Origin of the sequence: Conexibacter stalactiti (genome assembly GCF_033542075.1) — a bacterium.
Taxonomy (GTDB): domain Bacteria; phylum Actinomycetota; class Thermoleophilia; order Solirubrobacterales; family Solirubrobacteraceae; genus Conexibacter; species Conexibacter stalactiti.
In genome coordinates, this window is sequence record NZ_JAWSTH010000004.1 from 14,134 (window position 1) to 36,271 (window position 22,138).

Genomic DNA, 22,138 nt, shown 5'->3' on the forward strand with positions numbered 1-22,138 from the left:
CGACCTCTCGTCGGAGTGCTGGAGGGGGATGAAAGGGCCGCGAGCGACCCCGGGGGGCGGCGAATATAGCAGTGGTCGGACGGTGCCCGGCGCCTGTGCGAAACCCCCGCCTGGGGGAGTGCGCAAATCGCGGGAAAAAGGTTGCCGGGTCGGCGCTGGCGGAGTTGTCGACAGGGTTTCGCGGACTGTCGACAACCCTGTCGAGAGCCGTCCGGGACGTCGCCCGCGGAGATGCTCTGCCAGGATCGCGTGGGAGGCGGGACGTCGCCGCCGGCCTCCGCGCGTATACTGACCTGCCCCCTCAACGGGAATATGTGAGCCCATGAAACGCACCTACCAGCCCAAGAAGCGCAAGCGCGCCCGCACTCACGGTTTCCGTGAGCGGATGCAGACTCGCGCCGGTCGAGCGACGCTCAAGCGTCGTCGCGACAAGGGGCGCAAGCGCCTCACCGTCTGATGAGCGCGCGCCCGGGCGTCACAGCCCGGCGGAGCAAGCGGGGCCGGCTGTCCCGCAGCGCCGAATTCGACCGGGTGTTTCGACAGGGACGCTCGCTTGCGAATCGCGTCCTCGTCCTCTACGCCTTTCCTCGTTCCGAGGAGGGTGAGCCGCGCTTGGGCGTCTCCGTCTCTCGCAGAGTCGGAGGCGCCGTCGAGCGCAACCACGTGAAGCGACTGCTGCGGGAGGCCTTCCAGCAGGAGTCCGCCGCCTTGCCAGCCGGCATCGACGTCGTCGTCGTCGCCCGGCCCGAGGCCCGCGCCGTCGCCGAGCGCGACGGTCTCGAGGGAATCCGCAGCGCCCTGGCCGAGTTGATCGCCCGCGCGAGAGAGCGGGCCGAGGGATCGGGCAGATGAGCAAGCCGCGCTCGGTCGCCGTTGCGCCGATCCGCTTCTACCAGCGGTTCATCTCTCCCGGCCTGCCGCGTCGCTGCAAATACGAGCCGACCTGCTCCCGCTACGCCGAGCAGGCGATTCGGGAGTACGGCATACTCCGCGGGCTGGTGCTCGCGGGCTGGCGCGTGATGCGCTGCAATCCGTGGAGTCATGGGGGCTTCGACCCCGTCCACGACCAGCGCCTCTTCCCCCACCGCCGACCAACCGCCCCGAGCGCCTGAACGACTTCTGATGCCTTTCGTCTTCGCGAATCCCCTGCAGCCGCTGATCGACGTGCTCGAACAGGTCCTCCTGTTCTTCCACGACACGGTCGGAGCCGGCTGGGGCCTGTCGATCATCCTGCTGACGATCACCGTCCGGCTGCTGCTGCTGCCGTTGACGCTGAAGCAGGTCAAGTCGATGCAGCGCCTGCAGCTGCTTGCGCCTGAGCTGAGAAGAATCCAGGCGAAGTACAGAAACGACAAGCAGCGTCAGCAGCAGGAGATGATGAAGTTCTACCAGGAGAACAGAGTCAATCCTCTGGCCTCCTGCTTCCCGCTGCTGTTCCAGCTGCCGTTCTTCATCGGCCTGTACTACATGCTGCGCGGCGACCTGCGCTACGACATCTGCGGGCAGACGGCGAAGGCGTGCGGCGACGTCGTCGCGGGCTCGGGTGAGTTCCTCTTCATCCCCGACCTGACGGACAGAGCGACCGGCGCTGTGCTGGTCGTGCTCGTCGTCATGTATGTCGGTTCGCAGATCGCCTCGGGCCTGCTGAGCACGGCTTCGATGGACAGAAACCAGCGCATGATCATGCTGGCACTGCCGATCGTCTTCGTCGCTTTCATAATCAACTTCCCGGCCGGCCTCATGGTCTACTGGATCACGACGAACTGCTGGACGATCGTGCAGCAGCTGATCGTGCGCAAGACCGTCGGGCTGCCGAACAGAAGACCTGAGCTCGCGGGCGCCCCAGTTGGAGCGGCGGCGTTGACAGGCAAGGCCGGAGCCGCCGACGACGATGCGCCGGCGAGACCGAAGGCCGGCCGCGTGATGTCGCGCAAGCGGGATGAGGCGCCGGCGCCGAGCGCCGACGAGACGGCGCGCAGAGCGGCGGGCGGTCCGCCCCCGTCGGCGCGGAGAAAGAAGAAACGATCGGGGCGCCGCCGGTGACACCTGCAAGAAGCGAAGCTGCCGAGCGCGTCGAAGAGCTGCTCGCGCGGATCCTCACGGCCGTCGGGATCGACGCCGAGGTCGAGGTCACCGAGACTGATGAAGCGGTCACCGCCGTCCTCGACGGCGAGGACCTCGGGTTGTTGATCGGTCGCCATGGCCAGACGATCGACGCGATACAGCATCTCGCCTACCGTGCCGCGTTCCGCGGCGCAGATGGTCGCAAGCGTGTCACCGTCGACGCCGCCGGCTATCGGGAGCGTCGCGCCTCGCTGCTCCAACACGATGCTGATGAGGCTGTCGAGGAGGCGCTGCGGATCGCGGCGCCTGTGGCGCTGGATGCAATGAACGCGGTCGAGCGACGCGTCGTCCACGAGTACCTGCGCGATCGCGACGGGATCGAGACGTACAGCGAGGGTGTCGAGCCCGACCGCCATCTCGTCGTCGCGCCGATCAAGCGCTAGGTCGGTTTCGCCGACGCCGCGCTCCGGCGGGTGTTTCACGTTTTTCATGACGGTGAAACAGATTTCTCTCACCCCGTCACTTCTCTGCCTGCGATGAGCGAACTGACCGAGTTCGAGCAGGGACTGGTCATCGGGGTCCTCATCGGCGAGGGCTCCTTCGGTGGTGATGGCAAGCAGCCGCAGGTCACCGTTCGCATGCACACGCGCCACCAGGCGCTCTTCGAACTGCTGATGCGGCTGTTCCCTCGCACGAAGCTCTATGGGCCCTATCACCACGGCGATCGGTCGTACTACCAGTGGATGGCGCGCGGCCAGGCGCTGGTGGAGGACGTGCTTCCCTTGCTCGAGCGATCGCTCCTCGCCGACTACGACGGTCACGCCGCCGCCCGCTTTGACGAGATGACGACGAAGTACGCCGACTACATCGCGCGCGTGCGCTCGCGCGCGGACACCTGATGAGCCTCCCTGACGCCGTTCAGAAGCGGTTGGACGCGCTTGCCCGCCAGTACTCGCTTCCCGACGACAGCGGCGAGCGACTGGGAGCGCTCCTGAGCGCTCTCGACGATGAGCATGCGCCGACGACCGTGCGCGAACCGGCGGCTGGAATCGGCGTTCACCTCGCGGACTCCCTCACCGGGCTGGAACTGGCGGACGTTCGGGCGGCCTCTGTGATTGCCGATCTCGGGGCGGGAGCCGGTTTCCCCGGTCTCCCCTTGGCGCTTGCGTTGCCGCAGGCGCGCGTCGCGCTGGTCGAGAGCATCGCCCGCAAGTGCGCGTTCATCTCGGCTGCAGCCGACGCGGCGCGGATCGACAACGTGGAGGTCGTGCCCGCACGGGCCGAGGAGTGGGCGGCGGGCGTCGGCCAGAACGACGTCGTCACTGCTCGCGCCCTCGCGCCGCTTGCCATCCTCGTCGAGTACGCCGCCCCGCTGCTGCGCGACGGAGGAGTGCTCGTCGCGTGGAAGGGCCGTCGTGACGCGGACGAGGAAGCCGACGGCGCGCGGGCCGCAGCGATCGTCGGCCTGGAACTGGAGCAGATCCTTCCTGTCGCCCCTTATGCGGGGGCTGATCACCGGCATCTCCATGTCCTGCGCAAGATCGCTCCGACGCCCGACCGCTTCCCACGCCGTGCCGGGATGGCGCGGAAACGCCCGCTCTGAGCGGCTCTCCGGGGCGCGTCCGACCGTCGTCGGCGCTAAGGTCCTTCGCGTTGGGAGCCTCACATCCGCGCTCTCACCCTCGGGCAGGATCGAAACATGGCCGCAGACCGGCGTTCGACGCCGGCACAGCGGCCTGACCCCAGAAGGAACCATTGATGGCAACCGTCTACGCGATCGCAAACCAGAAGGGCGGCGTCGGCAAGACGACGACCGCCGTCAACCTCGCGGCGTGCGTCGCCGAGGCTGGCTACGAGGCCCTGCTGGTCGACATGGATGCTCAGGCGAACGCGACCGTCGGCCTCGGCATTCCGAAGGACTCCGCTCCGAGCATCTACGACGTCCTCTCAGGGGACGCGACGATGGAGGAGGCGATCCGGCCCACCGGCATCGAGCACCTCTCGCTCGTGCCGGCCAGCCCCGACCTCGCCGGCGCGTCGGTCGAACTGCCGCGGATCGAGGAGTCGGAGGGTCGACTGCGCGACGCGCTGGCGGACGTCCGTGAGCGCTACACGTTCACGATCCTCGACTGTCCTCCGTCGCTCGGGCCGCTGACGGTCAACGCGCTCGTCGCAGCCGACCGCGTGATCGTCCCGGTCCAGGCCGAGTACTTCGCGCTGGAAGGGCTGGCCGGCCTGCTCGACACGCTCGGGCTGATCCAGCGTGAGCTGAACCCCCGTCTGACGATCGCGGGCATGCTGCTGACGATGCATGACGGGCGCACGCGCCTGGCTCAGGATGTCGAGCGCGAGGTGCGCGAGCACTTTCCCACGCTCGTCTTCGACACGGTCATCCCGCGCAACATCCGCGTTGGTGAGGCACCCAGCTTCGGGAGACCGGTGATCCACCACGATCCGCACTGTGCAGGCTCCGACGCCTACTTCGATCTTGCAAAGGAGGTGGCCGCCCGTGGCTGAGAAGCCCCGTGGAATGGGTCGCGGGCTCTCGGCGATCCTCTCGGCGGCGCCGAGAGACGAGGCCGAGGAGCTGCGCTCGATCCCCGTCGACCTGATCGCGCCGAATCCGCACCAGCCGCGCCGGACGTTTGAGGAGGAGGCGCTCGTCGCGCTCGCCGAGTCGCTCAGAGTGCGCGGCGTCCTGCAGCCGGTGCTCGTCCGTCCGCTGGTGGACGGGAGCTGGGAGCTGATCGCCGGCGAGCGCCGATGGCGTGCCGCGAAAATCGCCGGTTTGCAGCAGATTCCCGCGATCATCCGGCAGCACGACGACGCCGCCTCGCTCGAGCTGGCCGTGATCGAGAACATGGCGCGCGAGGACCTCAACCCGATCGAGGAGGCGCGCGCCTGCGCCGCACTCGTGGAGGAGCTGAGCCTCACGCGCGAGGACGTGGGTCGCCGCGTCGGGCGCAGCCGCGTCGCGGTCTCCAACCTGATTCGGCTGCTCGACCTGCCCGACGATGCGCTCGCGCTGCTCGAACGCGGCGACCTCAGCGAAGGCCACGGGCGCGCGCTGCTGCTGGCGCCCGACCACGGCGATCGTCGCCGTCTGGCGCGCGACGCCGCCGCGCACGGCTGGTCGGTGCGCGAGCTGGAGCGTCGCGCGCGTGCGGCCGAGGAGACCGAGAGCACGCAGCGTCCCGCGAGACGGACCCCGTCGCGTGTCCATCCCGATCAGCAGGAGGCGATCTCGCAGCTCAGCGACGTCTTCGGCAGCGCGGTCGGCAGCGACGTCGAGGTGACGTCCGCGGGCAGCGGCTACCGCGTCCAGCTGTCGTTCGAATCGCTCGACGAAGCGCTTGCTCTTGCGCGTCGCCTGGGCGTTCGCGCGGTCGCCTGAGGGCAGCACGCACATCGCTCGCGGATCCCGCTAGAATCGCGCTTCCAGTCGGGGCGATTAGCTCAGTCGGTTAGAGCGCTTCTCTGATAAGGAAGAGGTCCCTGGTTCGAATCCAGGATCGCCCACTGCACGAGGCCCGCGTCCGCGGGCCTCGCTCGTTTTCGGCCTCGTGTGTCGCGACACGAACCGGTGGAACATCAGAAGTCCCAGCAAATTGGCACTTTCTCGGAAGCGCCGAGCAGGCGCCGGGGCGTCGCTTCGAGCCGGCTGAGCCGCTGCCTATACTTGGTCCCTACCCCAGGCCTAGGAGCATGGAAGTGCAGGAGATGGTCATCTACGGCGTCAGCTTCGACATGGTCGGCAAGCAGCCGATCGTGTTGCTGAAGACCGTCGACAGCAACAAGTTCCTGCCGATCTGGATCGGACACCCCGAAGCTGCGGCGATCCTGATGAAGCTGCAAGGCGCGACGACGCCACGTCCGATGACGCACGACCTCCTCTCCGACATGCTGTCCGAGCTGGAGGTCAACTGCTCGCGCGTCTCCGTCACGGAGCTGCGCGAGAACACCTTCTACGCCTCGATCACGCTGACCGTCAACGGCCGCGAGCTCGAGATCGACTCGCGTCCCAGCGACGCGCTCGCGCTCGCCGTCCGCGCGGGCGCTCCGATCTTCGCCGCCGAAGAGGTGATCGCCGAGTCGGCGATCGAGTTCGAGCACGAGGTCGAGGACACCGAAGAGGTCGTCGAGAAGTTCAAGGACTTCCTCGACAGCGTCACGCCGGAGGATTTCGCCGGCGGGGAATCCTGAGCGCGGTCGGCGCACGCCGACCGCCGCTCGATCAGCCGTCGCCTTCGGCGCGCTGCTGCGACGACTGACGGCGCGGCAGCTCGACGATTCTCGCCAGCCGCTTCTGCTCGCTCTCGCCGCTCGCGGCGGGCGGCTGCTCCAGTGACGGAGCGGGCTCCATCCCCGTGAGCGTGCCGTAGAGCGCGACCTGCTCGGCTATCACGGCACCGATGCGGCGGATGCCCTCGCGGATGTCGTGCTCGCTCACGCCGGAGAAGTTCAGCCGCATCGAGGAGCCGCCGCGGCCGTCCAGGTAGGCGGCGCGACCCGGCACGAAGGCGACGTTCTCACGCAGGGCCCGCGCCAGCAGGTCAGTGGTGTCGATGTAGTCGGGCAGCGTCGCCCAGATGAACATGCCGCCCTCAGGTCTCGTCCACTGCGCCTCGCGCGGGAAGTGCTCGGCGAGCGCGTCGAACATCGCGTCGCGGCGATGGCGGTAGATGTCACGCAGCGACTCGACGTATCTGCGCCAGTCGACGGATGCGAAGTAGTTGGCGACGAACAGCTGCGTCATCGACGAGGAGCAGAGGTCGGCGGCGGCCTTGCCGATGTTCATCTTCTGCAGCACGGGCTGCGGCGCGGCGGCCCAGCCGAGGCGGATCCCCGGCGAGAGGATCTTCGAGAAGGTGCCGAGGTAGATCACGAACTCGCCGCCGTCGAGCGCATAGAGCGGCGGCAGCGCCTCGCCCTCGTAGCGCAGCATGCCGTACGGGTTGTCCTCCAGCACCAGCAGCTCGCGCTCATGCGCGATCCGCACGATCCGCTCGCGGCGCGGCAGCGACATCGTCACGCCGCCCGGGTTCTGGAACGTCGGGATGGTGTAGATGAACTTCGGCCGCCGGCCCTCGCGCTCGAGCCGGTCGAGCGTCTCCTCCAGCTCGTCGACCCGCATGCCGTCGGCGTCCATCGGGATCTGGACGACGTCGGCCTGGTATGAGGAGAAGGTCGGGACGGCGCCCGGATACGTCGGTCCCTCGGCGACGATCACGTCGCCCGGGTCGATCAGCGTCTTGCAGACGAGGTCGATCACCTGCTGGCCGCCGGTCGTGACGAGCAGGTCGTCGCCGGTGACGTGCATCCCCTCACCGGCCATCACGTCGATGATGCAGTCCGCCATCGCCGACATGCCCTCGGTCGGCCCGTACTGGAGCGCGCGCGCGCAGGCCTCGAGCGCGATTCTGTCCATCACGCTCGCGTAGGTCGCGGGCGGGAAGCTCGCGGTGTCGGGCAGACCGCCGGCGAGCGAGATCACCTCGGCGCGCTCGGTGAGCGCCATCAGGTCGCGCATCGCCGACTTCTTCATCACCTGCGTGCGCGAGGCGAACAGGGCCGCGTATCGTTCGAGATCGCGGGCGGTTGAGCGTGATGGTTCCTTGCGCGTCATGGCGGGCCTTGGGTGCTCTCCGTGTGGACTTCGCCGCAGCGGACCGAACACCTCGGCCCGTCGACTATCGTCATGCCAACTTCAAGCTACCGGACCGGATGACTCTCTTCCTCGCCATCTGCCTCGGGATCGGCCTCGCGCTCGGCGTCGGCCTGCGCCCGTTCCTGCCCGCCCTGCTGGTCGGCGCGCTCGCGCGCGGCGACCTCGGGATCGACTTCGAGGGCACCGACCTCTCCTTCCTGGAGGCGCCGATCTTCCTGCTGGCGCTGCTGATCGGCGTGGTCGTGCTCGTCGTCGCCGAGCGTCGCGTCGGCGCAGACAGAGTCGAGGCCGGACCGCTCGGCGCCGCCGTCGGGGGCATCGCGCTCGGCCTTGGCGCGCTCTTCTTCGCCGGCGCGCTCGCTAACGACGGATACACGTGGTGGCCGGGGATCGTGGGCGGTCTCGCCTGCGCCGCGCTCGCCGCCGCAACGGCGCGGATCTTCTTCCGCCGCACCCGCGCCCGGCTCGACAGAGACGCGGCGGTCGCGCTGCCGGTCTACGCCGAGGGTGCCGGCGTCGCCGTCGCGGGCCTGGCGGTGCTGTTTCCGCCGCTGTCGCTGATCGCGCTCGCCTTCCTCGCCTGGCTGCTGCTCGGCCAGCGCAGACGCGAGGGCCAGAAGTACGCCGGCCTGCGCGTCCTGCGATAGACGTGTCAGCGTTCTGACGATGTCGAAGAAGCTCGTTCTCACGGTCATCGACGGCATGAAGCCGGCGATGCTGGAGCGAGCGATCGCCAGCGGGACGGCGCCGACGTTGAAGGCGATCCGCGACCGCGGTGCCTACGTCGACGACTGCTGCGCCGCCTTCCCGTCGGTGACGCCGGTCTGCGCCGCCTCGATCGCGACCGGGACCGGGCCCGACAGACACCGGATCCCGAGCATGAACTGGTTCTCGCGCGAGGAGCAGCGCTACGTCGAGTACGGCTCGAGCTTCTCCGCCTCGCGCAAGTTCGGCGTGCTGCGGTCGCTGACCGACACCGTCTACAACATGAACGCCGTCCATCTGGCGCGCGAGACGCCGACGTGCTTCGAGCTGCTCGACGACGCCGGCGTGCGCACGGCGGGGACGACGTACCTGATGTACCGCGGCCGCCACGAGCACCACGTGACGACCGACACGCCGCTGGCGCGGATCGCCAACGCGACCGTCTTCAGAGAGCCGGTGAAGGGGCCGCGGGAGCTGTTCTACGCCGACCTCTTCGCCAGCCGCCGCACCGGCTGCCGCGGGCAGTTCGGGATGCCCGGCGCCCGCGACGCGCACACCGGCTGCGTCGGCGCGTACATGGAGGAGCACGACCTCTACGACTTCATGCTCTTCTCGCTGCCCGACAACGACACCTGGTCGCACCGCAACGGGCCGCACGCGCAGGTCACCTCGATCGCCGCGGCCGACCGCCAGCTGGAGCGGCTCGTGCACGCCGGCGGCGGGATCGACCGCTTCCTCGACGACCACGCGATGGTCGTGATGGCCGATCACTCGCACACCCAGGTCGAGGAGAAGATCCAGCTCGACCTCGCCTTCGCAGACTGGTCGGTCGCGCGCCCCAACGGCGGGCGGGCGACCGAGGGCGACATCGCGATCAGCCCGGCGCAGCGGTCGGCGATGGTCTACGTGCTGGCGGAGGAGCGGCGTGCGCAGCTGGCCGCTGAGGCGGCGAAGGTCGCGCTGACGGTCCCGGGCGTCGACCTCGCGATGCGTCGCGCGGCGCCGCGGGAGGGCGTGATCGCGAGCGAGCGCGGGGAGCTGCACTTCGCTCCGGGTGGCGACCTCGTCGACGCGCGCGGTCGCAGATGGAGCGTCGACGGCGACCTCGCCGCGATCTCCGCCAAGGTGCACGACGGCAGACTTGTGACGCCCGACTACCCGGACGCGCTCGGGCGCGTCTGGTCGGCGCTGACCTGTCCGACGGCGGGCGACGTGCTGCTGTCGGCCGGTCCGGCGTACGAGTTCGTCGACTGGGGCGGCGCCTGGCATCCAGGCGGCGGCAGCCACGGCTCGCTGCATCGCAGCGACTCGCTCGGCGCGCTCCTGTGGTGCGGCACAGGACCGCCGACGCGGGATGCTCACGAGCAGTGGACGCTGCGCGACGTGCTGCCGATCGTCGCCGACCACTTCGGCGTCGCGCGCACCACTGGCACCTGACCGCTCTCAGCGGAATCTGATGCGGCGGCGGGGTACGCTGTCCGGCATGCCGAAGGACACGACCGTTGTCGCATCGCCGCTGCATCGGCGGGTCCGCCATGGCATGCGCCATCCGAGAAACTGGTTCCAGCTCGTCCGCTTCGGGCTCGTCGGCGCCAGCGGCTACGTCGTCAACCTCGCCGTCTTCACGCTCGCGGTCCACTCGTTCGAGATCGGCTACCGGATCGCCTCGGTGCTCGCGTTCCTGGTCTCGGTGCTGAACAACTTCTGGTGGAACCGCCACTGGACCTTCGACGGCCGCGGCGGCCACGCGGGCTTCCAGGCCGCCCGCTTCCTGCTCGTCAGCGTCATCGCGTTCGGCTTCAACTACGCGGTGCTGGTGACGCTCGTCGAGGTCGGCGGCCTGCCGGAGGTGCCGGCGCAGGCGATCGCGATCGTCGCCGCGACGCCGCTGAACTTCCTCGGCCAGAAGCTCTGGAGCTTCCGCAGATGACGCCGGCCGCGGCGCGCCTCGCCGCGGCCGCCCTGCTCGCGGCGCTCGCGCTCCTGCTCGCCCCGGCGCTGACCGGCGCGCAGACGCCCGCGGTGACGGGCACCGGGGCGACCTCGGTCGCGGTGCCGCCGCCGCTGGTCAGCTCGACGCCGCTCGGCGGTTCGCAGACGCCGCTGGCGACGACGACGACCACCGCGACCGCGAGAGCGACCGATCCGAACGCGCTCGCGACGCCGCCGAGCCCGTCGATCCCGCCGCCCGGCTTCCGCCTCACGTCGAGACAGGCGACCGCGATCGCGGACGCCGTACCGAAGATCAGACGCGTCGTCGCCGAGCACCCGGGCGCCTACCCGACGGCGTACACGAAGGGCACGGCGCAGTGGCAGGTCAGCTACTTCGACAGAAAGCGCTCCGAGATCGGTCAGGTGACGCTCGATGACCTGACCGGCGCGGTGCGCGAGGCGTGGACCGGCTACCAGGTGCCGTGGACGATGGCGCGCGGCTATGAGGGAGCGTTCGGCCGCCGCGTCAACGCCTGGTACGTGTGGGTCCCGCTGTGCCTGCTGTTCGTCGCGCCGTTCCTGCCGTGGCGGCGGCGACCGTCGTGGCTGCACCTCGACCTGCTGGTGCTGCTCTCCTTCTCGGTCTCGCTCGCCTTCTTCAACCACGCGCGGATCGGCCTCTCGACGCCGCTGATCTATCCGCCGCTGCTCTACCTGATCGCGCGAATGCTCGTCGTGGCGCGGCGCGGCGGGCGGCCTGAGCCGCTGCGGTTGCTGGTGCCGGTCTCGTGGCTGGCGGTCGCGCTCGTCTTCCTGATCGGCTTCCGCGTCGGGCTCAACGTCACCAACTCGAACGTGATCGACGTCGGCTACTCGGGCGTGATCGGCGCCAACAAGCTGGTCGATGGCGAGCCGCTCTACGGCGGCTGGCCGACCGACAACGCCCACGGCGACACCTACGGCCCGGTCAACTACCTCGCCTACGTGCCGTTCGAGCGGATCTTCGGCTGGAGCGGTCGCTGGGACGACCTGCCGGCCGCGCACGCCGCCGCGGTCGTCTTCGACCTGCTGACGATCGGGGCGCTGTTCCTGCTCGGCCGTCGCATCCGCGGGCCCTCGCTGGGGATCGTCTTCGCCTACCTGTGGGCGGCTTTCCCGTTCACGCTCTACGTCTCCAACACGAACGGCAACGACGCGCTCGTGGCGCTGCTGCTCGTCTGCACGCTGCTGGTCGCCGCACGGCCGGGCGCGCGCGGGGCGCTGACCGCCCTCGGCGGCCTGACGAAGTTCGCCTCGCTGGCGCTCGCGCCGCTGTTCATGCGCACGCCGATCGACGCCGTCCCGCGCGGCGCCGCGGTCGCGCGGCGGGGGCCGCGTGCATTCCTCGGCTACGCGCTCGGCTTCCTCGTCGCGGCGGCCGTCGCGATGCTGCCGGTGATCCTGGAGGGCAACTGGTCGACCTTCCTCGACCACACGCTCGCGTTCCAGCGCGACCGCGGCTCGCCGTTCTCGATCTGGGGGCTGTGGGACGGGCTCGACACCGTCCAGACGGCGGTGCAGCTGGCGGCGGTGCTGTTCGCGCTCTCGCTCGCCTTCTGCTGGCGCCAGCGTACGCTCGTGCAGACGGCGGCGCTCGGCGCCGTCGTGCTGATCGCGCTCCAGCTCAGCCTGACCTACTGGTTCTACCTCTATCTGGTGTGGTTCTTCCCGTTCGTGATCGTCGCGCTGTTCGGCCGCTACGGCGATCCCGGCTCGCCGCCGCCCGCGGCCGCGAGCGGCTCAGCGGAAGCCGGCGGGGGCGGGCACGAGCAGCTGTTCGATCCTGTCGGCGCGCAGCGGTGACGTCCCCGAGATCACGACGCCCATCAGCCACGGATCGTCCTCGGACGGTTCGAAGCGGACCGGCATCTGCGTGACGAGCGACTCGATCGCCAGCTCCTTCTTGACGCCGATCACGCCGCCGCGGGCGCCGGTCATGCCGACGTCGGTGATGTAGGCCGTCCCGCCCGGCAGCACGCGCGCGTCAGCGGTCGGCACATGCGTGTGCGTCCCGACGACGGCCGTCACTCTGCCGTCGAGGTGCCAGCCGATCGCGACCTTCTCGCTCGTCGCCTCGGCGTGCATGTCGACGAGCACGTGGTCGACTCTGCCGCGCAGCGCGTGCAGTGCCGCGTCGGCCTCCGCGAAGGCCGGCCGGCCCGCCTTCAGGAAGAGGTTGCCGGAGAGGTTGACGACGCCGAGGCGCACGCCGGCCCGCTCGACGACGCAGTGGCCGTGGCCGGGCTGGCTCTTGAGGAAGTTGGCCGGCCGCAGAATCGCGTCGTGGCGATCGAGGTAGGGGTAGATCGCGCGCTGACGGTAGGTGTGGTTGCCGAGCGTGATCACGTCGACGCCGTGCGCGAACAGCTCGTCGGCGATCTTCGGCGTGATGCCGACGCCGCCGGCGACGTTCTCGCCGTTGACGACGACGAAGGTCGCATCGTGCTGCTCGCGCAGTTCGGGCAGCAGGCGCAGCAGCAGCCGGCGGCCGGCGCTGCCGACGACGTCGCCGACGAAGAGGATGTTCATCCGGCGTGTATAGCGGATGCTGCGTCGCGTCCCGGCCGCGCCCGGTTAGCCTACGGGCGATGCCATCCGTCGAGACCGACGCCCCACCCGCCTTGGCGGTCGCCGGCTTGACGAAGCGCTACGGCGAGCGCGTCGCGCTGCGCGGGGTCGGCTTCGACGCCGCGCCGGGCGAGCTGGTCGCGCTGATCGGACCGAACGGCGCCGGCAAGACGACGATGCTCTCGATCCTCGCCGGGATCCAGCCACCGGACGAGGGGACGGTCTCGCGCAGCGGTCGTGAGATCGGCTGGGTGCCGCAGCAGCCGGCCGTCTACTCGAAGCTGTCGGTCGCTGAGAACCTGCGCCTCTTCGCGCGGCTGGAGAAGGTGCCGCAGCCGGACGCCGTCGTCGCCGCGATGCTCGCGCAGACGGGGTTGGAGGATCGTGCCGGCGACGAGGTCGGACGCCTCTCCGGCGGCAACCAGCAGCGCGTCAACATCGCCGTCGGGCTGCTCGCGGCGCCGCCGGTGCTGCTGCTCGACGAGCCCTCCTCGTCGCTCGACCCGCGCCAGCGCGAGCGGCTGTGGGAGTTCATCGCGCGGCTCGCGGCCGCCGGCACGACGGTCGTGTACTCGACCCACAACGTGCAGGAGGCGGAGCGCTACGCCGACCGCGTGCTCGTGCTCGCCGACGGCGAGCTGCTGTTCAACGGCACGCCGGGCGAGCTGGAGGCGACCGTCGGCGGTGACGCGGCCGGCCCGCGCGACTTCGAGGCCGCCTTCGTGCGCTTCCTCCACGAGCGCGGGCACTGACCGATGCGCTGGCTCCTGCTGAAGGACGTGCAGATCCTGCGCCGCTCGCCGCTGCTGGTGGCGCTGCTGGTGCTCTACCCGATCCTGATCGCACTGCTGATCGGCAGCGCGCTCTCCAGAGGTCCCGGCAACCCGTCGATCGCGCTCTTCAGCGGGGTTCCCAGAGAGCAGCGCACCTTCGACGTCGGCGGCTCCGCGGTCAACGCCGACGAGTTCCTGCCGGAGCTGTCGAGATCGGTCGACATCATCAGAGCGACCTCGCGCGAACAGGCGGTGCAGCTGGTCAAGGACGGTGAGGTTCTGGCCGCGCTGATCCTGCCGCCGGACATCGCGCAGCAGCTGCAGAGCGGTCGCGAGCAGCCGACGCTCGAGGTCGCCTACAACGGCGAGGATCCGGTCAAGCAGCAGTTCGTCGAGTCGTTGATCAAGGCCCGCATCGCCGACGCCAACACAGCGCTGCGCGAGAAGTACCAGAGAATCACGCTCGACTACATCGAGATGCTGCGCGACGGCGGCTCGCTGAATGTCTTCGGCACCGACGTCTCGATCCTCGGCCTGAGAACGTCGCAGCGGCTGATCGCGGGCGTGATGGCGACGCTGCCGAGATCGTCGCCCGAGTACACGGCGCTGGAGCAGGTCGACCGCTTCGCGCGCCTCGCGATCGAGAACCTCGGCGTCTCGACGAGAGTGCTGCGCTCGGTCGCCGAGCCGCTCGCGGTCAGACAGACGGTGATCGGCGGCAGACGGACGCCGCTGGACGCCTACGCGATCGCCGTCGCGGTGACGATCTCGCTGATGTTCCTGACGGTGCTGCTGGCGTCCGGCCTGCTCGCGCTCGAACGCGAGGAGCACGCCTTCGCGCGGCTCGTGCGCGGGCTCGTCTCGCGTGTCGGGCTGCTGCTGGAGAAGGCGGCGCTGGCCGCGCTCTGCGGCCTCTTCGTGACGTTGCTGCTGCTCGTCGCGCTGGGGCTGTTCTGGGTCGAGCTGGACTTCGCGCGGCTGCCGCTGTGGGTCGTCGCGCTCGCGCTCGGCAGCGCCGCCTTCGGCGCGCTGGGCGTCGCGCTCGGCGGCCTCGCGCGCGAGGTGCGCGCCGCGTCGCTGCTCGCCTTCACGCTGTCGCTGCCGATCGCGTTCCTGGCGCTCGTGCCGAGCAGCTCCGTCTCCGGCTGGGCCTACGACGTCATACGCGTCGTCTGCGCGATCTTCCCGTTCAAGCCGACGCTGCAGGCGCTCGACGTGGCGATCAACGACGCGCCGTCGAGCTTCGCGGTGCCGCTGCTGCACCTCGCCGCGCTCGCGGCCGCCTACGTGGCGATCGCGCGGCTCGCGCTGCGGCGATTCGGCTGACCTGCCGGGCGACGCGCTGACGTTCGGCGCGGAGCCGCGAGAAGGCGACGTTATCCTGAGCCGGAGATGGCCTTTCCTCTGACCCGCCTGCGCCGCCTCCGGCGCACCGGCGCGCTGCGCGGGCTCGTGCGCGAGACGCAGCTCGACGCGGGCGACTTCGTGCTCCCGCTGTTCGTCACCCACGGCAGCGACGTGCGCGCGCCGATCGACGCGATGCCCGGCGTCGCGCGCCTCTCGATCGACCACGCCGTCGCCGAGGCCGGCGAGGCGGCCGCGCTGGGGATCCCGGCGGTGATGCTGTTCGGCATCCCCGACCACAAGGACGAGGAGGGCTCCGGCGCGTGGGATGACGAGGGCGTCGTCCAGCTCGCGATCCGCGCGATCAAGGACGCCCATCCCGATCTGCTCGTGATCCCCGACCTCTGCCTCTGCGAGTACACGAGCCACGGCCACTGCGGCGTCGTGCGCAGCGATGGCTACGTCGACAACGACGCGTCGCTGGAGCTGCTCGCACGCACGGCCGTGTCGCAGGCGCGCGCCGGCGCCGACGTGATCGCGCCGAGCGACATGATGGACGGGCGCGTCGGCGCGCTGCGCGCCGCGCTCGACGAGGCCGGCTTCGCCGAGATCCCGATCCTCGCCTACTCGGCCAAGTTCGCCTCGGCCTACTACGGTCCCTTTCGCGAGGCGGCCGACTCCACGCCGGCCTTCGGCGATCGTCGCAGCTACCAGCTCGATCCGGCCAACGGCGACGAGGCGATGCGCGAGGTCGCCGCCGACGTCGAGGAGGGCGCCGACATGCTGATGGTGAAGCCCGCGCTGCCGTACCTCGACGTGATCCGCCGCGTCAAGGAGACGCACAACCTGCCGCTCGTCGCCTACAACGTCAGCGGCGAGTACGCGATGGTGAAGGCGGCCGCGGCCGCCGGCTACATCGACGAGCGCGCGACCGTGCTCGAGACCCTCACCGCGTTCCGCCGCGCCGGCGCGGACGTCGTCATCACCTACCACGCCAAGGATGCCGCCCGCTGGCTCCAGGAGTCGACATGACCAACGCCGGACAGGCGACGCCCAAGCTCCGCAGCCGCAGATTCGGCGCGGCGATCCCGCTCGACGAGCTCGACAGACGGCTGCTCAACCTGATGCAGGGCAAGTTCCCGCTCGAACCGCGCCCGTACCAGCGCGTCGCAGAGCTGGCCGAGGTCGACGAGACGACCGTGATGCAGCGAGTCCAGCATCTGCTCGACCAGCGCATCATCCGTCAGGTGACGCCGATCTTCGACACGCGCGCGCTCGGCTACGAGTCGATGCTGGTCGCGGCGAAGGTGGACGCCGAGAACCCGCATCGCGCCGCCAAGGTGATCAACGCCCACCCCGGCGTCTCGCACAACTACCTGCGCAACCACGACTTCAACATGTGGTTCACGATCGCGACCGAGCCCGACTCGAAGCTCGGTCTGGAGGGGACGCTGAACGCGCTGGCGGAGGAGGCGGGCGCCACATCCGTGCGCCAGCTGCCGACGCTGAAGCTGTTCAAGATCCGCATGGACCTGGAGATGGAGGGCGACACGAGAGCGCTCGCGGCCCAGGCCGTCGCCGCCGAGCCGGTCGAGCTGGAGCGCCAGCCCTATGACGACTTCGACGTCGCCGTGATCCGAGCGCTGCAGGGCGACATGGCCGTCGTCGAGGAGCCGTACGCGGCCGCCGCTGCTGAGCTGGGGGTGACGCAGGAGCGCTTCCTCGACCACCTCGCGGGGATGCAGGAGCGCGGTCTGCTGCGCCGCGTCGCCGCGATCCTCTACCACCGCCGCGCCGGCTTCTCCGCCAACGGCATGGGCGTCTGGAAGGTCCCCGACGAGCAGATCCTCGAGGTCGGCCGTCAGATGGCCGCCGTGCGCGGGATCTCGCACTGCTACCAGCGCCCGACGTACGAGGACTGGCCGTACTCGGTCTTCACGATGGCCCACGGCCGCTCGAAGGAGGAGTGCGACGCGATCCTCGACTCGATCGCGCAGACGCACGGGATCGACGGGCCGGGGGAGCGCGCGACGCTCTACTCCTCGACCGAGTTCAAGAAGATCCGCCTGCTCTACTTCACCGACGAGTTCAAGGCGTGGGAGCGCGCGCACACCGGCGTGTGACACCCTCCCGCGCATGTCGCCGCCACTGACCGACGCGCGCTCGGCCGCGCTCTACGCCGAGGCGTTGAAGGTGCTGCCGGGCGGGGTCAACTCGCCCGTCCGCGCGATGCGCGCGATCGGCCGCGATCCGCTCTTCGTCGAACGCGGCGAGGGCGCCGAGATCGTCGACGCCGACGGCAATCGCTACATCGACTACGTCTGCTCGTGGGGTCCGTTGATCCACGGGCACGCCCACCCGGAGGTCGTCGCCGCGATCAGCGCCGCTGCCGCGCGCGGCACCAGCTTCGGCGCCCCGACGGCCGGTGAGGTCGAGCTGGCTGAGGAGGTCGCCGCGCGCTTCCCCTCCGTCGAGATGGTGCGGATGACCTCGTCGGGGACCGAGGCGTCGATGAGCGCGCTGCGGCTCGCGCGCGCCGCCACCGGCCGCGAGAAGGTCCTGAAGTTCGCCGGCGCCTACCACGGCCATGTCGACGGCTTGCTGGCGGAGGCCGGCTCGGGGCTCGCGACGCAGGGGATCCCGGCCAGCCCGGGAGTTCCGGCGGCCGCGACCGCCGCGACCGTGATCGTCCCCTGGAACGACCCGCAGGCGCTGCGCGCCGCGGTCGCGGAGCACGGCGACCGGCTCGCCGCGATCGTCGCGGAGCCGTACCCGGCCAACATGGGCGTGGTGCTGCCGCGGGAGGGGTTCCTCGCGCTGCTGCGCGAGCAGGCCGATGCCAGCGGGGCGCTGCTGATCCTCGACGAGGTGATCAGCGGCTTCCGCGTCGCGCGCGGCGGCGCGCAGGCGCGTGAGCAGATCCGACCGGACCTGACGATCATGGGCAAGGTGCTCGGCGGCGGGCTGCCGGCGGCCGCCTACGCCGGCCCACGGGCGCTGATGGAGCAGATCGCTCCAGCCGGCGACGTCTACCAGGCCGGCACGCTGTCAGGCAATCCGCTCGCGGTCGCCGCCGGTCTCGCGACACTGCGGCTGCTCGACGGCGATGCCTACGACCGCCTCGAGGCGACGACGACGGCGCTCGCCGCCGGGCTGCGCGACGGCGCCGCGGCGGCCGGCCGCACCGTCGAGGTCGTCGACGTGCCTGGGCTGCTGACCGTCTTCTTCCGTGAGGGCCCGGTGCGCGACTACGCCGACGCCGCCGCCAGCGACCGCGACGCCCACGCCGCCTGGTGCCGCGCCCTGCTCGCCCACGGCGTCTACCCGCCGCCGTCGCAGTTCGAGGCCTGGTTCCCGTCACTGGCGCACGACGACGCGGTCGTGCGGCGCACGCTCGATGCCGCCGCGGCGGCCTTCCAGGAGACGGCGCCGTGAGCGCGCGCGGCGACCTCGCGCAGGCGCTGCGCGAAGAGGGCGGGCTGCTCGCCGCCGCGCTCGCGCCGGACGGCGCCGCGCCGCGTGCCGGGCTCGACGTCGAAGCGCTGGCCGCTGCGACAGTCGCTGGGCCGCGCGGGGAGCGCGCCCCTGCTGACTACGCCGTCGTGCTCGCCGCTGTGCGCGAGGGCTACCTGCTGCACTACGGCGACGCGGCCGGCGACGTCGTGCGGCCGCGTGAGCGCGACCTCGGCCTGCTCGGCGGCGATCGGCTGTTCGCCCTCGGTCTCGCGCGCCTCGCCGCGCTCGGCGATCTCGACGCCGTGATCGAGCTGGCCGACCTGATCTCGCTCTGCGCGCAGGCGCACGCCGGCGCCGCCGAGGACGACGCGGGCGCGCAGGCGCTCGCCGACGCGGCCTGGCACGCGGCGGCAACCGCGATCGGTCACGGTCCGCGGCTCGCGCACACGCGCGCGAAGGAGCGCGCGCGCGCCGGGGAAGTGGACGCGGAGGCCGCGTTGCGGGACGCTGCTGATGTTCCGAATCTCCCATAGCTGCTGGGGCGGACGGCACCCGTGCGACGCAGCGGGTGTCGTTGTCGCTATGGTTCCCGCCGCGATCCATCCGGGTCGCCCCTACGGACTTTCATCGTGAGCGACAAGCACAAGAAGACCTCCCCCTACACAGCCGATCGTGGAATCCCCGGCGCGTTCGAGGGGGAGACCGTCACTCGGCGCCGATTCATGAACGTGACCGCCCAGGGCCTCGGCGGAGTCGCCGTCGCGGCCTTCGCGCTGCCGGCTCTCGGCTTCGCACTGGGACCGGTCTTCGAGCGCACGAAGATGCAGTGGCAGGACATCGGCCCGCTCGCCGACTTCAACGAGGACGAGTACATCCCTCGTGTCTTCACGATCGTGAACGGCATCGGCGAGGCCGGCAAGACGACCGCCTACGTGCGCCTGCGCAATCCCGCGATCGACACCGAGCCCGAGGACCAGTACAACCGGGTGATCGCGATCTCCACGCGCTGCAACCACCTTGGCTGCCCGGTCCGCTTCACCCCCGCGGCCGGCAAGTTCCTCTGCCCGTGCCACGGCGGCGTCTACGACTTCCGCGGCCTGCGCGAGGGCGGTCCTCCGGTCCGTCCACTCGATCGCTTCTACACGAGAATCGAGGACAGCCGCGTCGTCGTCGGCGCGCGCTACTCGGTCAACTCAGAGCTGAAGCGCTTCTCGCCGCGCGACCCCGGCCAGCCGGTCGACGGCATCGGCCAGTACCTGTACCCGGCCCGCTTCTCGACGCCGGAGAAGTAGTCCATGCCCAGATTCAAGCTTCCATCTCCCCCCGCGGCCCTGCAGCCGAAGCCCAAGCGGCCCGGCTCCGCCAGAGGTCCGGCCACCCCGGTCGAGACCGCCGCCGAGGGCGGCATCCACGTCGTCGACTGGCTCGACGAGCGCACCTCGCTCTCGGGTGGTCTGCGCTGGATGATGTTCCGCAAGGTCCCCAAGGGGACCAACTGGTTCTACACGCTCGGGTCGGCGACGATGTTCGCCTTCCTGTCGCAGGCCGTCACAGGAATCTTCCTGGCGATGTACTACGACCCGTCGCCCACCGGCGCGTACGAGTCGGTCCGCTACATCGTCAACGACGCCTTCCTCGGCGAGTTCGTGCGCGGGATGCACAGATGGGGATCGTCCGTGATGGTCATCCTCGTCTTCCTGCACATGGCGCGAACGTTCTTCTTCGGCGCGTACAAGTACCCGCGCGAGCTGAACTGGGTCATCGGCGTGGCGCTGCTGATCCTCACGATGGCGATGTCGTTCACGGGCTACCTGCTCCCGTTCGATCAGCGCTCCTACTGGGCCACGATCGTCGGCGTCAACATCAACGGCACCGGCCCGCTCGTCGGTCCGTACCTGTCCGACTTCCTGCGTGCCGGGCCCGAGTTCGGCGCCACCACGCTGTCTCGTTTCTACGCGATCCACATGATGCTCGTCCCGGGTCTGATCGCCGCGCTGATCGGCGCGCACCTCTACCTGGTGGCGAAGCTCGGCACGACCGCGCCGCCGTGGATGAGAGCTGAGCGCGAGAAGACCCTGACCGAGGATGAGGTCTAGGCGATGAATCAGCTCGAAAAGGAGGAGTACCTCCGCGAATACGCGCTGCTGAAGACGAAGGGCAAGCCCTTCTTCCCGTACGCGATCGCGAAGGACTCCGCGATGGCGGTCATCGTCCTGATCGTCATCATCGTGATGTCACTGGTGCTCGGCGCCGAGCTCGGCCCGAAGGCCGACCCGACGACGACGACCTACGTGCCCCGCCCGGAGTGGTACTTCTTCTTCCTCTTCGAGGTGCTGCGCGTCATCAAGCCGCCGGAGTACGTCCCGATGGCGACGATCGGCATCCCGACGCTCGCGATGATCCTGCTGTTCCTGCTGCCGTTCTACGACCGCAGCGCGGAGCGGCGTCCCGAACGTCGTCCGATCGCGACGGCCGCCGGCATCCTGACGATCTTCGCGATGGCCTACCTGACGTTCCTGGGCGCCAACGCCGGCTCGCCGAACCAGATCGACATGGAGCCGCCCGCGGACCTCAAGGGCGCTGCGCTGACCGAGTGGAACCAGGGCCGCCTCGTCGTCGCGCAGTCGGGCTGCTTGGCCTGCCACGCGATCGGCGAGAACGGCAACCACGGTCCGGGCCCGAGACTGACGCACGTCGCGAGAGACCTGCCCGCCGCCGCGATCGCGCAGACGCTGCGCAATCCGACGGCTCCGATGCCATCGTTCCAGGGACTTGCGGAGTCGCAGCCCGAGAAGTTCAACGCGATGGTCGCCTTCCTCGGCTCGCTCAAGTAGGGAGCCGCCGGTGAGCGGCGGCAGCGCCGAGCAGAGCCCCGCCGCGGGTCGGCTCGAAGAACCGCAGGTGCGCGCAATGTTCGATCGCATCGCGCGCGTCTACGACCGGATGAACTCGGTCATGACGGCCGGCCTCCACCACCAGTGGCGGCGCCGTGCCGTCGACCTCGCGCAGGTCGCCCCCGGCGACCGCGTCGTCGACGTCGCCTGCGGCACCGGCGACCTCTCGCTGGAGCTGGCGCGCCGTGTCGGCGCCGGCGGCGAGGTGATCGGCTGCGACTTCTCCGAGCAGATGCTGGAGCTGGCGCGCGCGAAGGCCGGCCGTGAGCAGGCGCTCGCGGCAGGGGTTCGCTTCGAGTGGGCCAACGCGCTCGAGCTGCCGTACGCCGACGGCGAGTTCGCGGCCGCGACCGTCGGCTTCGGCGCACGCAACTTCTCCGACCTCGAGCGCGGACTCAGCGAGATGCGGCGCGTCGTGCGACCCGGCGGCAAGGTCGTCGTGCTGGAGATAACGACGCCGACGAAGCCACCGCTGTCGACCTTCTACCGCTTCTGGTTCGATCGCATCGTGCCGAACCTCGGCCGCGTCGCGGGCGACAGCGACGCCTACACCTACCTGCCCAGCTCGGTGCGCCGCTTCCCCGGCCCGCACGAGCTCGCCGCGACGATGGAGCGGGCGGGCCTCGTCAACATCCGCTACGTGCTCACGGCCGGCGGGATCATCGCCACCCACGTCGGCGAGGTCCCCTCCTAGC

Annotated in this window: 26 protein-coding genes and 1 tRNA gene; 25 read left to right on the forward strand and 2 right to left on the reverse strand. The window is 70.2% G+C overall.

Annotated features, from left to right (window positions below):
* The first annotated feature begins 322 nt into the window (after positions 1 to 322).
* From rpmH to R7226_RS02865, 11 genes are all read left to right on the forward strand, one after another.
* Entirely contained in the window at positions 323 to 457 is a 135-nt protein-coding gene (gene rpmH, locus R7226_RS02815; RefSeq protein WP_012937401.1) for a 50S ribosomal protein L34, read from the forward strand.
* Positions 457 to 852 carry a ribonuclease P protein component gene (gene rnpA / locus R7226_RS02820; protein ID WP_318595514.1) on the forward strand — a complete coding sequence of 132 codons (396 nt, stop codon included), beginning with the start codon at positions 457 to 459 and terminating at the stop codon, positions 850 to 852. The genes rpmH and rnpA overlap by 1 nt, the downstream gene beginning before the upstream one ends.
* A complete protein-coding gene (gene yidD / locus R7226_RS02825) occupies positions 849 to 1,112 on the forward strand; it encodes a membrane protein insertion efficiency factor YidD (RefSeq protein ID WP_318595515.1) in 264 nt (87 codons plus the stop codon). The genes rnpA and yidD overlap by 4 nt, the downstream gene beginning before the upstream one ends.
* 10 nt (positions 1,113 to 1,122) lie before the next feature.
* Positions 1,123 to 2,043 (forward strand): YidC/Oxa1 family membrane protein insertase, encoded by a 921-nt coding sequence (locus R7226_RS02830; protein ID WP_318595516.1) that lies wholly within the window; start codon positions 1,123 to 1,125, stop codon positions 2,041 to 2,043.
* Positions 2,040 to 2,507 carry a Jag family protein gene (locus R7226_RS02835; protein ID WP_318595517.1) on the forward strand — a complete coding sequence of 156 codons (468 nt, stop codon included), beginning with the start codon at positions 2,040 to 2,042 and terminating at the stop codon, positions 2,505 to 2,507. Before R7226_RS02830 ends, R7226_RS02835 begins: the two co-directional genes overlap by 4 nt.
* 93 nt (positions 2,508 to 2,600) lie before the next feature.
* Positions 2,601 to 2,963, forward strand: coding sequence for a hypothetical protein (locus R7226_RS02840; RefSeq protein WP_318595518.1), 363 nt, complete (start codon positions 2,601 to 2,603; stop codon positions 2,961 to 2,963).
* Positions 2,963 to 3,667 carry a 16S rRNA (guanine(527)-N(7))-methyltransferase RsmG gene (rsmG, locus tag R7226_RS02845; RefSeq protein ID WP_318595519.1) on the forward strand — a complete coding sequence of 235 codons (705 nt, stop codon included), beginning with the start codon at positions 2,963 to 2,965 and terminating at the stop codon, positions 3,665 to 3,667. Before R7226_RS02840 ends, rsmG begins: the two co-directional genes overlap by 1 nt.
* Positions 3,668 to 3,822: 155 nt before the next feature.
* Positions 3,823 to 4,581 (forward strand): ParA family protein, encoded by a 759-nt coding sequence (locus R7226_RS02850; protein WP_318595520.1) that lies wholly within the window; start codon positions 3,823 to 3,825, stop codon positions 4,579 to 4,581.
* Positions 4,574 to 5,458, forward strand: coding sequence for a ParB/RepB/Spo0J family partition protein (locus tag R7226_RS02855; RefSeq protein ID WP_318595521.1), 885 nt, complete (start codon positions 4,574 to 4,576; stop codon positions 5,456 to 5,458). Before R7226_RS02850 ends, R7226_RS02855 begins: the two co-directional genes overlap by 8 nt.
* A 51-nt stretch (positions 5,459 to 5,509) precedes the next feature.
* Positions 5,510 to 5,583, forward strand: a tRNA-Ile gene (locus R7226_RS02860).
* 186 nt (positions 5,584 to 5,769) lie between these two features.
* Positions 5,770 to 6,267 carry a bifunctional nuclease family protein gene (locus R7226_RS02865; protein WP_318595522.1) on the forward strand — a complete coding sequence of 166 codons (498 nt, stop codon included), beginning with the start codon at positions 5,770 to 5,772 and terminating at the stop codon, positions 6,265 to 6,267.
* Positions 6,268 to 6,298: 31 nt separating this feature from the next.
* Here R7226_RS02865 and R7226_RS02870 read toward each other — a convergent pair whose 3' ends face one another.
* The gene (locus R7226_RS02870; protein ID WP_318595523.1) at positions 6,299 to 7,594 is read right to left on the reverse strand and encodes an aminotransferase-like domain-containing protein; all 1,296 of its coding nucleotides are present in this window, start codon (positions 7,592 to 7,594) and stop codon (positions 6,299 to 6,301) included.
* A 194-nt stretch (positions 7,595 to 7,788) separates the two neighbouring features.
* On the opposite strand from R7226_RS02870, the gene R7226_RS02875 reads away from it, so the two are divergent.
* From R7226_RS02875 to R7226_RS02890, 4 genes are read left to right on the forward strand one after another with little or no spacing between them, the layout of a single operon-like run.
* On the forward strand, positions 7,789 to 8,379 hold the full coding sequence (locus tag R7226_RS02875) for a DUF4126 family protein (RefSeq protein ID WP_318595524.1): 591 nt from the start codon (positions 7,789 to 7,791) through the stop codon (positions 8,377 to 8,379).
* A 19-nt stretch (positions 8,380 to 8,398) separates the two neighbouring features.
* Positions 8,399 to 9,874, forward strand: a complete 1,476-nt coding sequence (locus R7226_RS02880) for an alkaline phosphatase family protein (protein ID WP_318595525.1) — start codon at positions 8,399 to 8,401, stop codon at positions 9,872 to 9,874.
* 46 nt (positions 9,875 to 9,920) lie between these two features.
* Positions 9,921 to 10,367 (forward strand): GtrA family protein, encoded by a 447-nt coding sequence (locus R7226_RS02885; RefSeq protein WP_318595526.1) that lies wholly within the window; start codon positions 9,921 to 9,923, stop codon positions 10,365 to 10,367.
* Positions 10,364 to 12,211 carry a glycosyltransferase family 87 protein gene (locus R7226_RS02890; protein WP_318595527.1) on the forward strand — a complete coding sequence of 616 codons (1,848 nt, stop codon included), beginning with the start codon at positions 10,364 to 10,366 and terminating at the stop codon, positions 12,209 to 12,211. Before R7226_RS02885 ends, R7226_RS02890 begins: the two co-directional genes overlap by 4 nt.
* Here R7226_RS02890 and R7226_RS02895 read toward each other — a convergent pair.
* Positions 12,149 to 12,937 (reverse strand): TIGR00282 family metallophosphoesterase, encoded by a 789-nt coding sequence (locus R7226_RS02895; protein WP_318595528.1) that lies wholly within the window; start codon positions 12,935 to 12,937, stop codon positions 12,149 to 12,151. The genes R7226_RS02890 and R7226_RS02895 overlap by 63 nt on opposite strands.
* A gap of 59 nt (positions 12,938 to 12,996) precedes the next feature.
* Here R7226_RS02895 and R7226_RS02900 point away from each other — a divergent pair, with 59 nt between their 5' ends.
* The 10 genes from R7226_RS02900 (at position 12,997) to ubiE (ending at position 22,137) form a co-directional block, all read left to right on the forward strand.
* Positions 12,997 to 13,728: an ABC transporter ATP-binding protein gene (locus R7226_RS02900; protein ID WP_318595529.1), complete on the forward strand. Its 732-nt coding sequence runs from the start codon at positions 12,997 to 12,999 to the stop codon at positions 13,726 to 13,728.
* Between the two features lie 3 nt (positions 13,729 to 13,731).
* The gene (locus R7226_RS02905; RefSeq protein WP_318595530.1) at positions 13,732 to 15,075 is read left to right on the forward strand and encodes an ABC transporter permease; all 1,344 of its coding nucleotides are present in this window, start codon (positions 13,732 to 13,734) and stop codon (positions 15,073 to 15,075) included.
* 66 nt (positions 15,076 to 15,141) lie between these two features.
* Complete coding sequence (gene hemB / locus R7226_RS02910) at positions 15,142 to 16,125, forward strand: porphobilinogen synthase (protein ID WP_318595531.1); 984 nt, start codon at positions 15,142 to 15,144, stop codon at positions 16,123 to 16,125.
* Entirely contained in the window at positions 16,122 to 17,216 is a 1,095-nt protein-coding gene (ahbA, locus tag R7226_RS02915) for a siroheme decarboxylase subunit alpha (RefSeq protein WP_318595532.1), read from the forward strand. Before hemB ends, ahbA begins: the two co-directional genes overlap by 4 nt.
* A 13-nt stretch (positions 17,217 to 17,229) precedes the next feature.
* Positions 17,230 to 18,528 (forward strand): glutamate-1-semialdehyde 2,1-aminomutase, encoded by a 1,299-nt coding sequence (hemL, locus tag R7226_RS02920; protein ID WP_318595533.1) that lies wholly within the window; start codon positions 17,230 to 17,232, stop codon positions 18,526 to 18,528.
* Positions 18,525 to 19,082, forward strand: coding sequence for a hypothetical protein (locus R7226_RS02925; protein ID WP_318595534.1), 558 nt, complete (start codon positions 18,525 to 18,527; stop codon positions 19,080 to 19,082). The genes hemL and R7226_RS02925 overlap by 4 nt, the downstream gene beginning before the upstream one ends.
* 189 nt (positions 19,083 to 19,271) lie before the next feature.
* On the forward strand, positions 19,272 to 19,841 hold the full coding sequence (locus tag R7226_RS02930) for a QcrA and Rieske domain-containing protein (RefSeq protein WP_318595535.1): 570 nt from the start codon (positions 19,272 to 19,274) through the stop codon (positions 19,839 to 19,841).
* Between the two features lie 3 nt (positions 19,842 to 19,844).
* Positions 19,845 to 20,645: a cytochrome b gene (locus tag R7226_RS02935; protein ID WP_318595536.1), complete on the forward strand. Its 801-nt coding sequence runs from the start codon at positions 19,845 to 19,847 to the stop codon at positions 20,643 to 20,645.
* 3 nt (positions 20,646 to 20,648) lie between these two features.
* Complete coding sequence (locus R7226_RS02940) at positions 20,649 to 21,383, forward strand: c-type cytochrome (protein WP_318595537.1); 735 nt, start codon at positions 20,649 to 20,651, stop codon at positions 21,381 to 21,383.
* A 10-nt stretch (positions 21,384 to 21,393) separates the two neighbouring features.
* Positions 21,394 to 22,137 (forward strand): bifunctional demethylmenaquinone methyltransferase/2-methoxy-6-polyprenyl-1,4-benzoquinol methylase UbiE, encoded by a 744-nt coding sequence (gene ubiE, locus R7226_RS02945; protein ID WP_318595538.1) that lies wholly within the window; start codon positions 21,394 to 21,396, stop codon positions 22,135 to 22,137.
* Position 22,138 lies beyond the last annotated feature (1 nt).

Coding starts and splice junctions, on each gene's coding strand:
- R7226_RS02940 (WP_318595537.1), top strand. CDS start 20,649: ATGAATCAGCTCGAAAAGGAGGAGTACCTCCGCGAATACGCGCTGCTG.
- R7226_RS02900 (WP_318595529.1), top strand. CDS start 12,997: ATGCCATCCGTCGAGACCGACGCCCCACCCGCCTTGGCGGTCGCCGGC.
- rpmH (WP_012937401.1), top strand. CDS start 323: ATGAAACGCACCTACCAGCCCAAGAAGCGCAAGCGCGCCCGCACTCAC.
- R7226_RS02885 (WP_318595526.1), top strand. CDS start 9,921: ATGCCGAAGGACACGACCGTTGTCGCATCGCCGCTGCATCGGCGGGTC.
- rsmG (WP_318595519.1), top strand. CDS start 2,963: ATGAGCCTCCCTGACGCCGTTCAGAAGCGGTTGGACGCGCTTGCCCGC.
- R7226_RS02935 (WP_318595536.1), top strand. CDS start 19,845: ATGCCCAGATTCAAGCTTCCATCTCCCCCCGCGGCCCTGCAGCCGAAG.
- hemL (WP_318595533.1), top strand. CDS start 17,230: ATGTCGCCGCCACTGACCGACGCGCGCTCGGCCGCGCTCTACGCCGAG.
- R7226_RS02905 (WP_318595530.1), top strand. CDS start 13,732: ATGCGCTGGCTCCTGCTGAAGGACGTGCAGATCCTGCGCCGCTCGCCG.
- R7226_RS02930 (WP_318595535.1), top strand. CDS start 19,272: ATGAACGTGACCGCCCAGGGCCTCGGCGGAGTCGCCGTCGCGGCCTTC.
- R7226_RS02880 (WP_318595525.1), top strand. CDS start 8,399: ATGTCGAAGAAGCTCGTTCTCACGGTCATCGACGGCATGAAGCCGGCG.
- R7226_RS02895 (WP_318595528.1), bottom strand. CDS start 12,937: ATGAACATCCTCTTCGTCGGCGACGTCGTCGGCAGCGCCGGCCGCCGG.
- R7226_RS02830 (WP_318595516.1), top strand. CDS start 1,123: ATGCCTTTCGTCTTCGCGAATCCCCTGCAGCCGCTGATCGACGTGCTC.
- ahbA (WP_318595532.1), top strand. CDS start 16,122: ATGACCAACGCCGGACAGGCGACGCCCAAGCTCCGCAGCCGCAGATTC.
- R7226_RS02850 (WP_318595520.1), top strand. CDS start 3,823: ATGGCAACCGTCTACGCGATCGCAAACCAGAAGGGCGGCGTCGGCAAG.
- rnpA (WP_318595514.1), top strand. CDS start 457: ATGAGCGCGCGCCCGGGCGTCACAGCCCGGCGGAGCAAGCGGGGCCGG.
- R7226_RS02870 (WP_318595523.1), bottom strand. CDS start 7,594: ATGCGCGACCTGATGGCGCTCACCGAGCGCGCCGAGGTGATCTCGCTC.
- hemB (WP_318595531.1), top strand. CDS start 15,142: ATGGCCTTTCCTCTGACCCGCCTGCGCCGCCTCCGGCGCACCGGCGCG.
- R7226_RS02865 (WP_318595522.1), top strand. CDS start 5,770: ATGGAAGTGCAGGAGATGGTCATCTACGGCGTCAGCTTCGACATGGTC.
- R7226_RS02890 (WP_318595527.1), top strand. CDS start 10,364: ATGACGCCGGCCGCGGCGCGCCTCGCCGCGGCCGCCCTGCTCGCGGCG.
- R7226_RS02840 (WP_318595518.1), top strand. CDS start 2,601: ATGAGCGAACTGACCGAGTTCGAGCAGGGACTGGTCATCGGGGTCCTC.
- yidD (WP_318595515.1), top strand. CDS start 849: ATGAGCAAGCCGCGCTCGGTCGCCGTTGCGCCGATCCGCTTCTACCAG.
- R7226_RS02875 (WP_318595524.1), top strand. CDS start 7,789: ATGACTCTCTTCCTCGCCATCTGCCTCGGGATCGGCCTCGCGCTCGGC.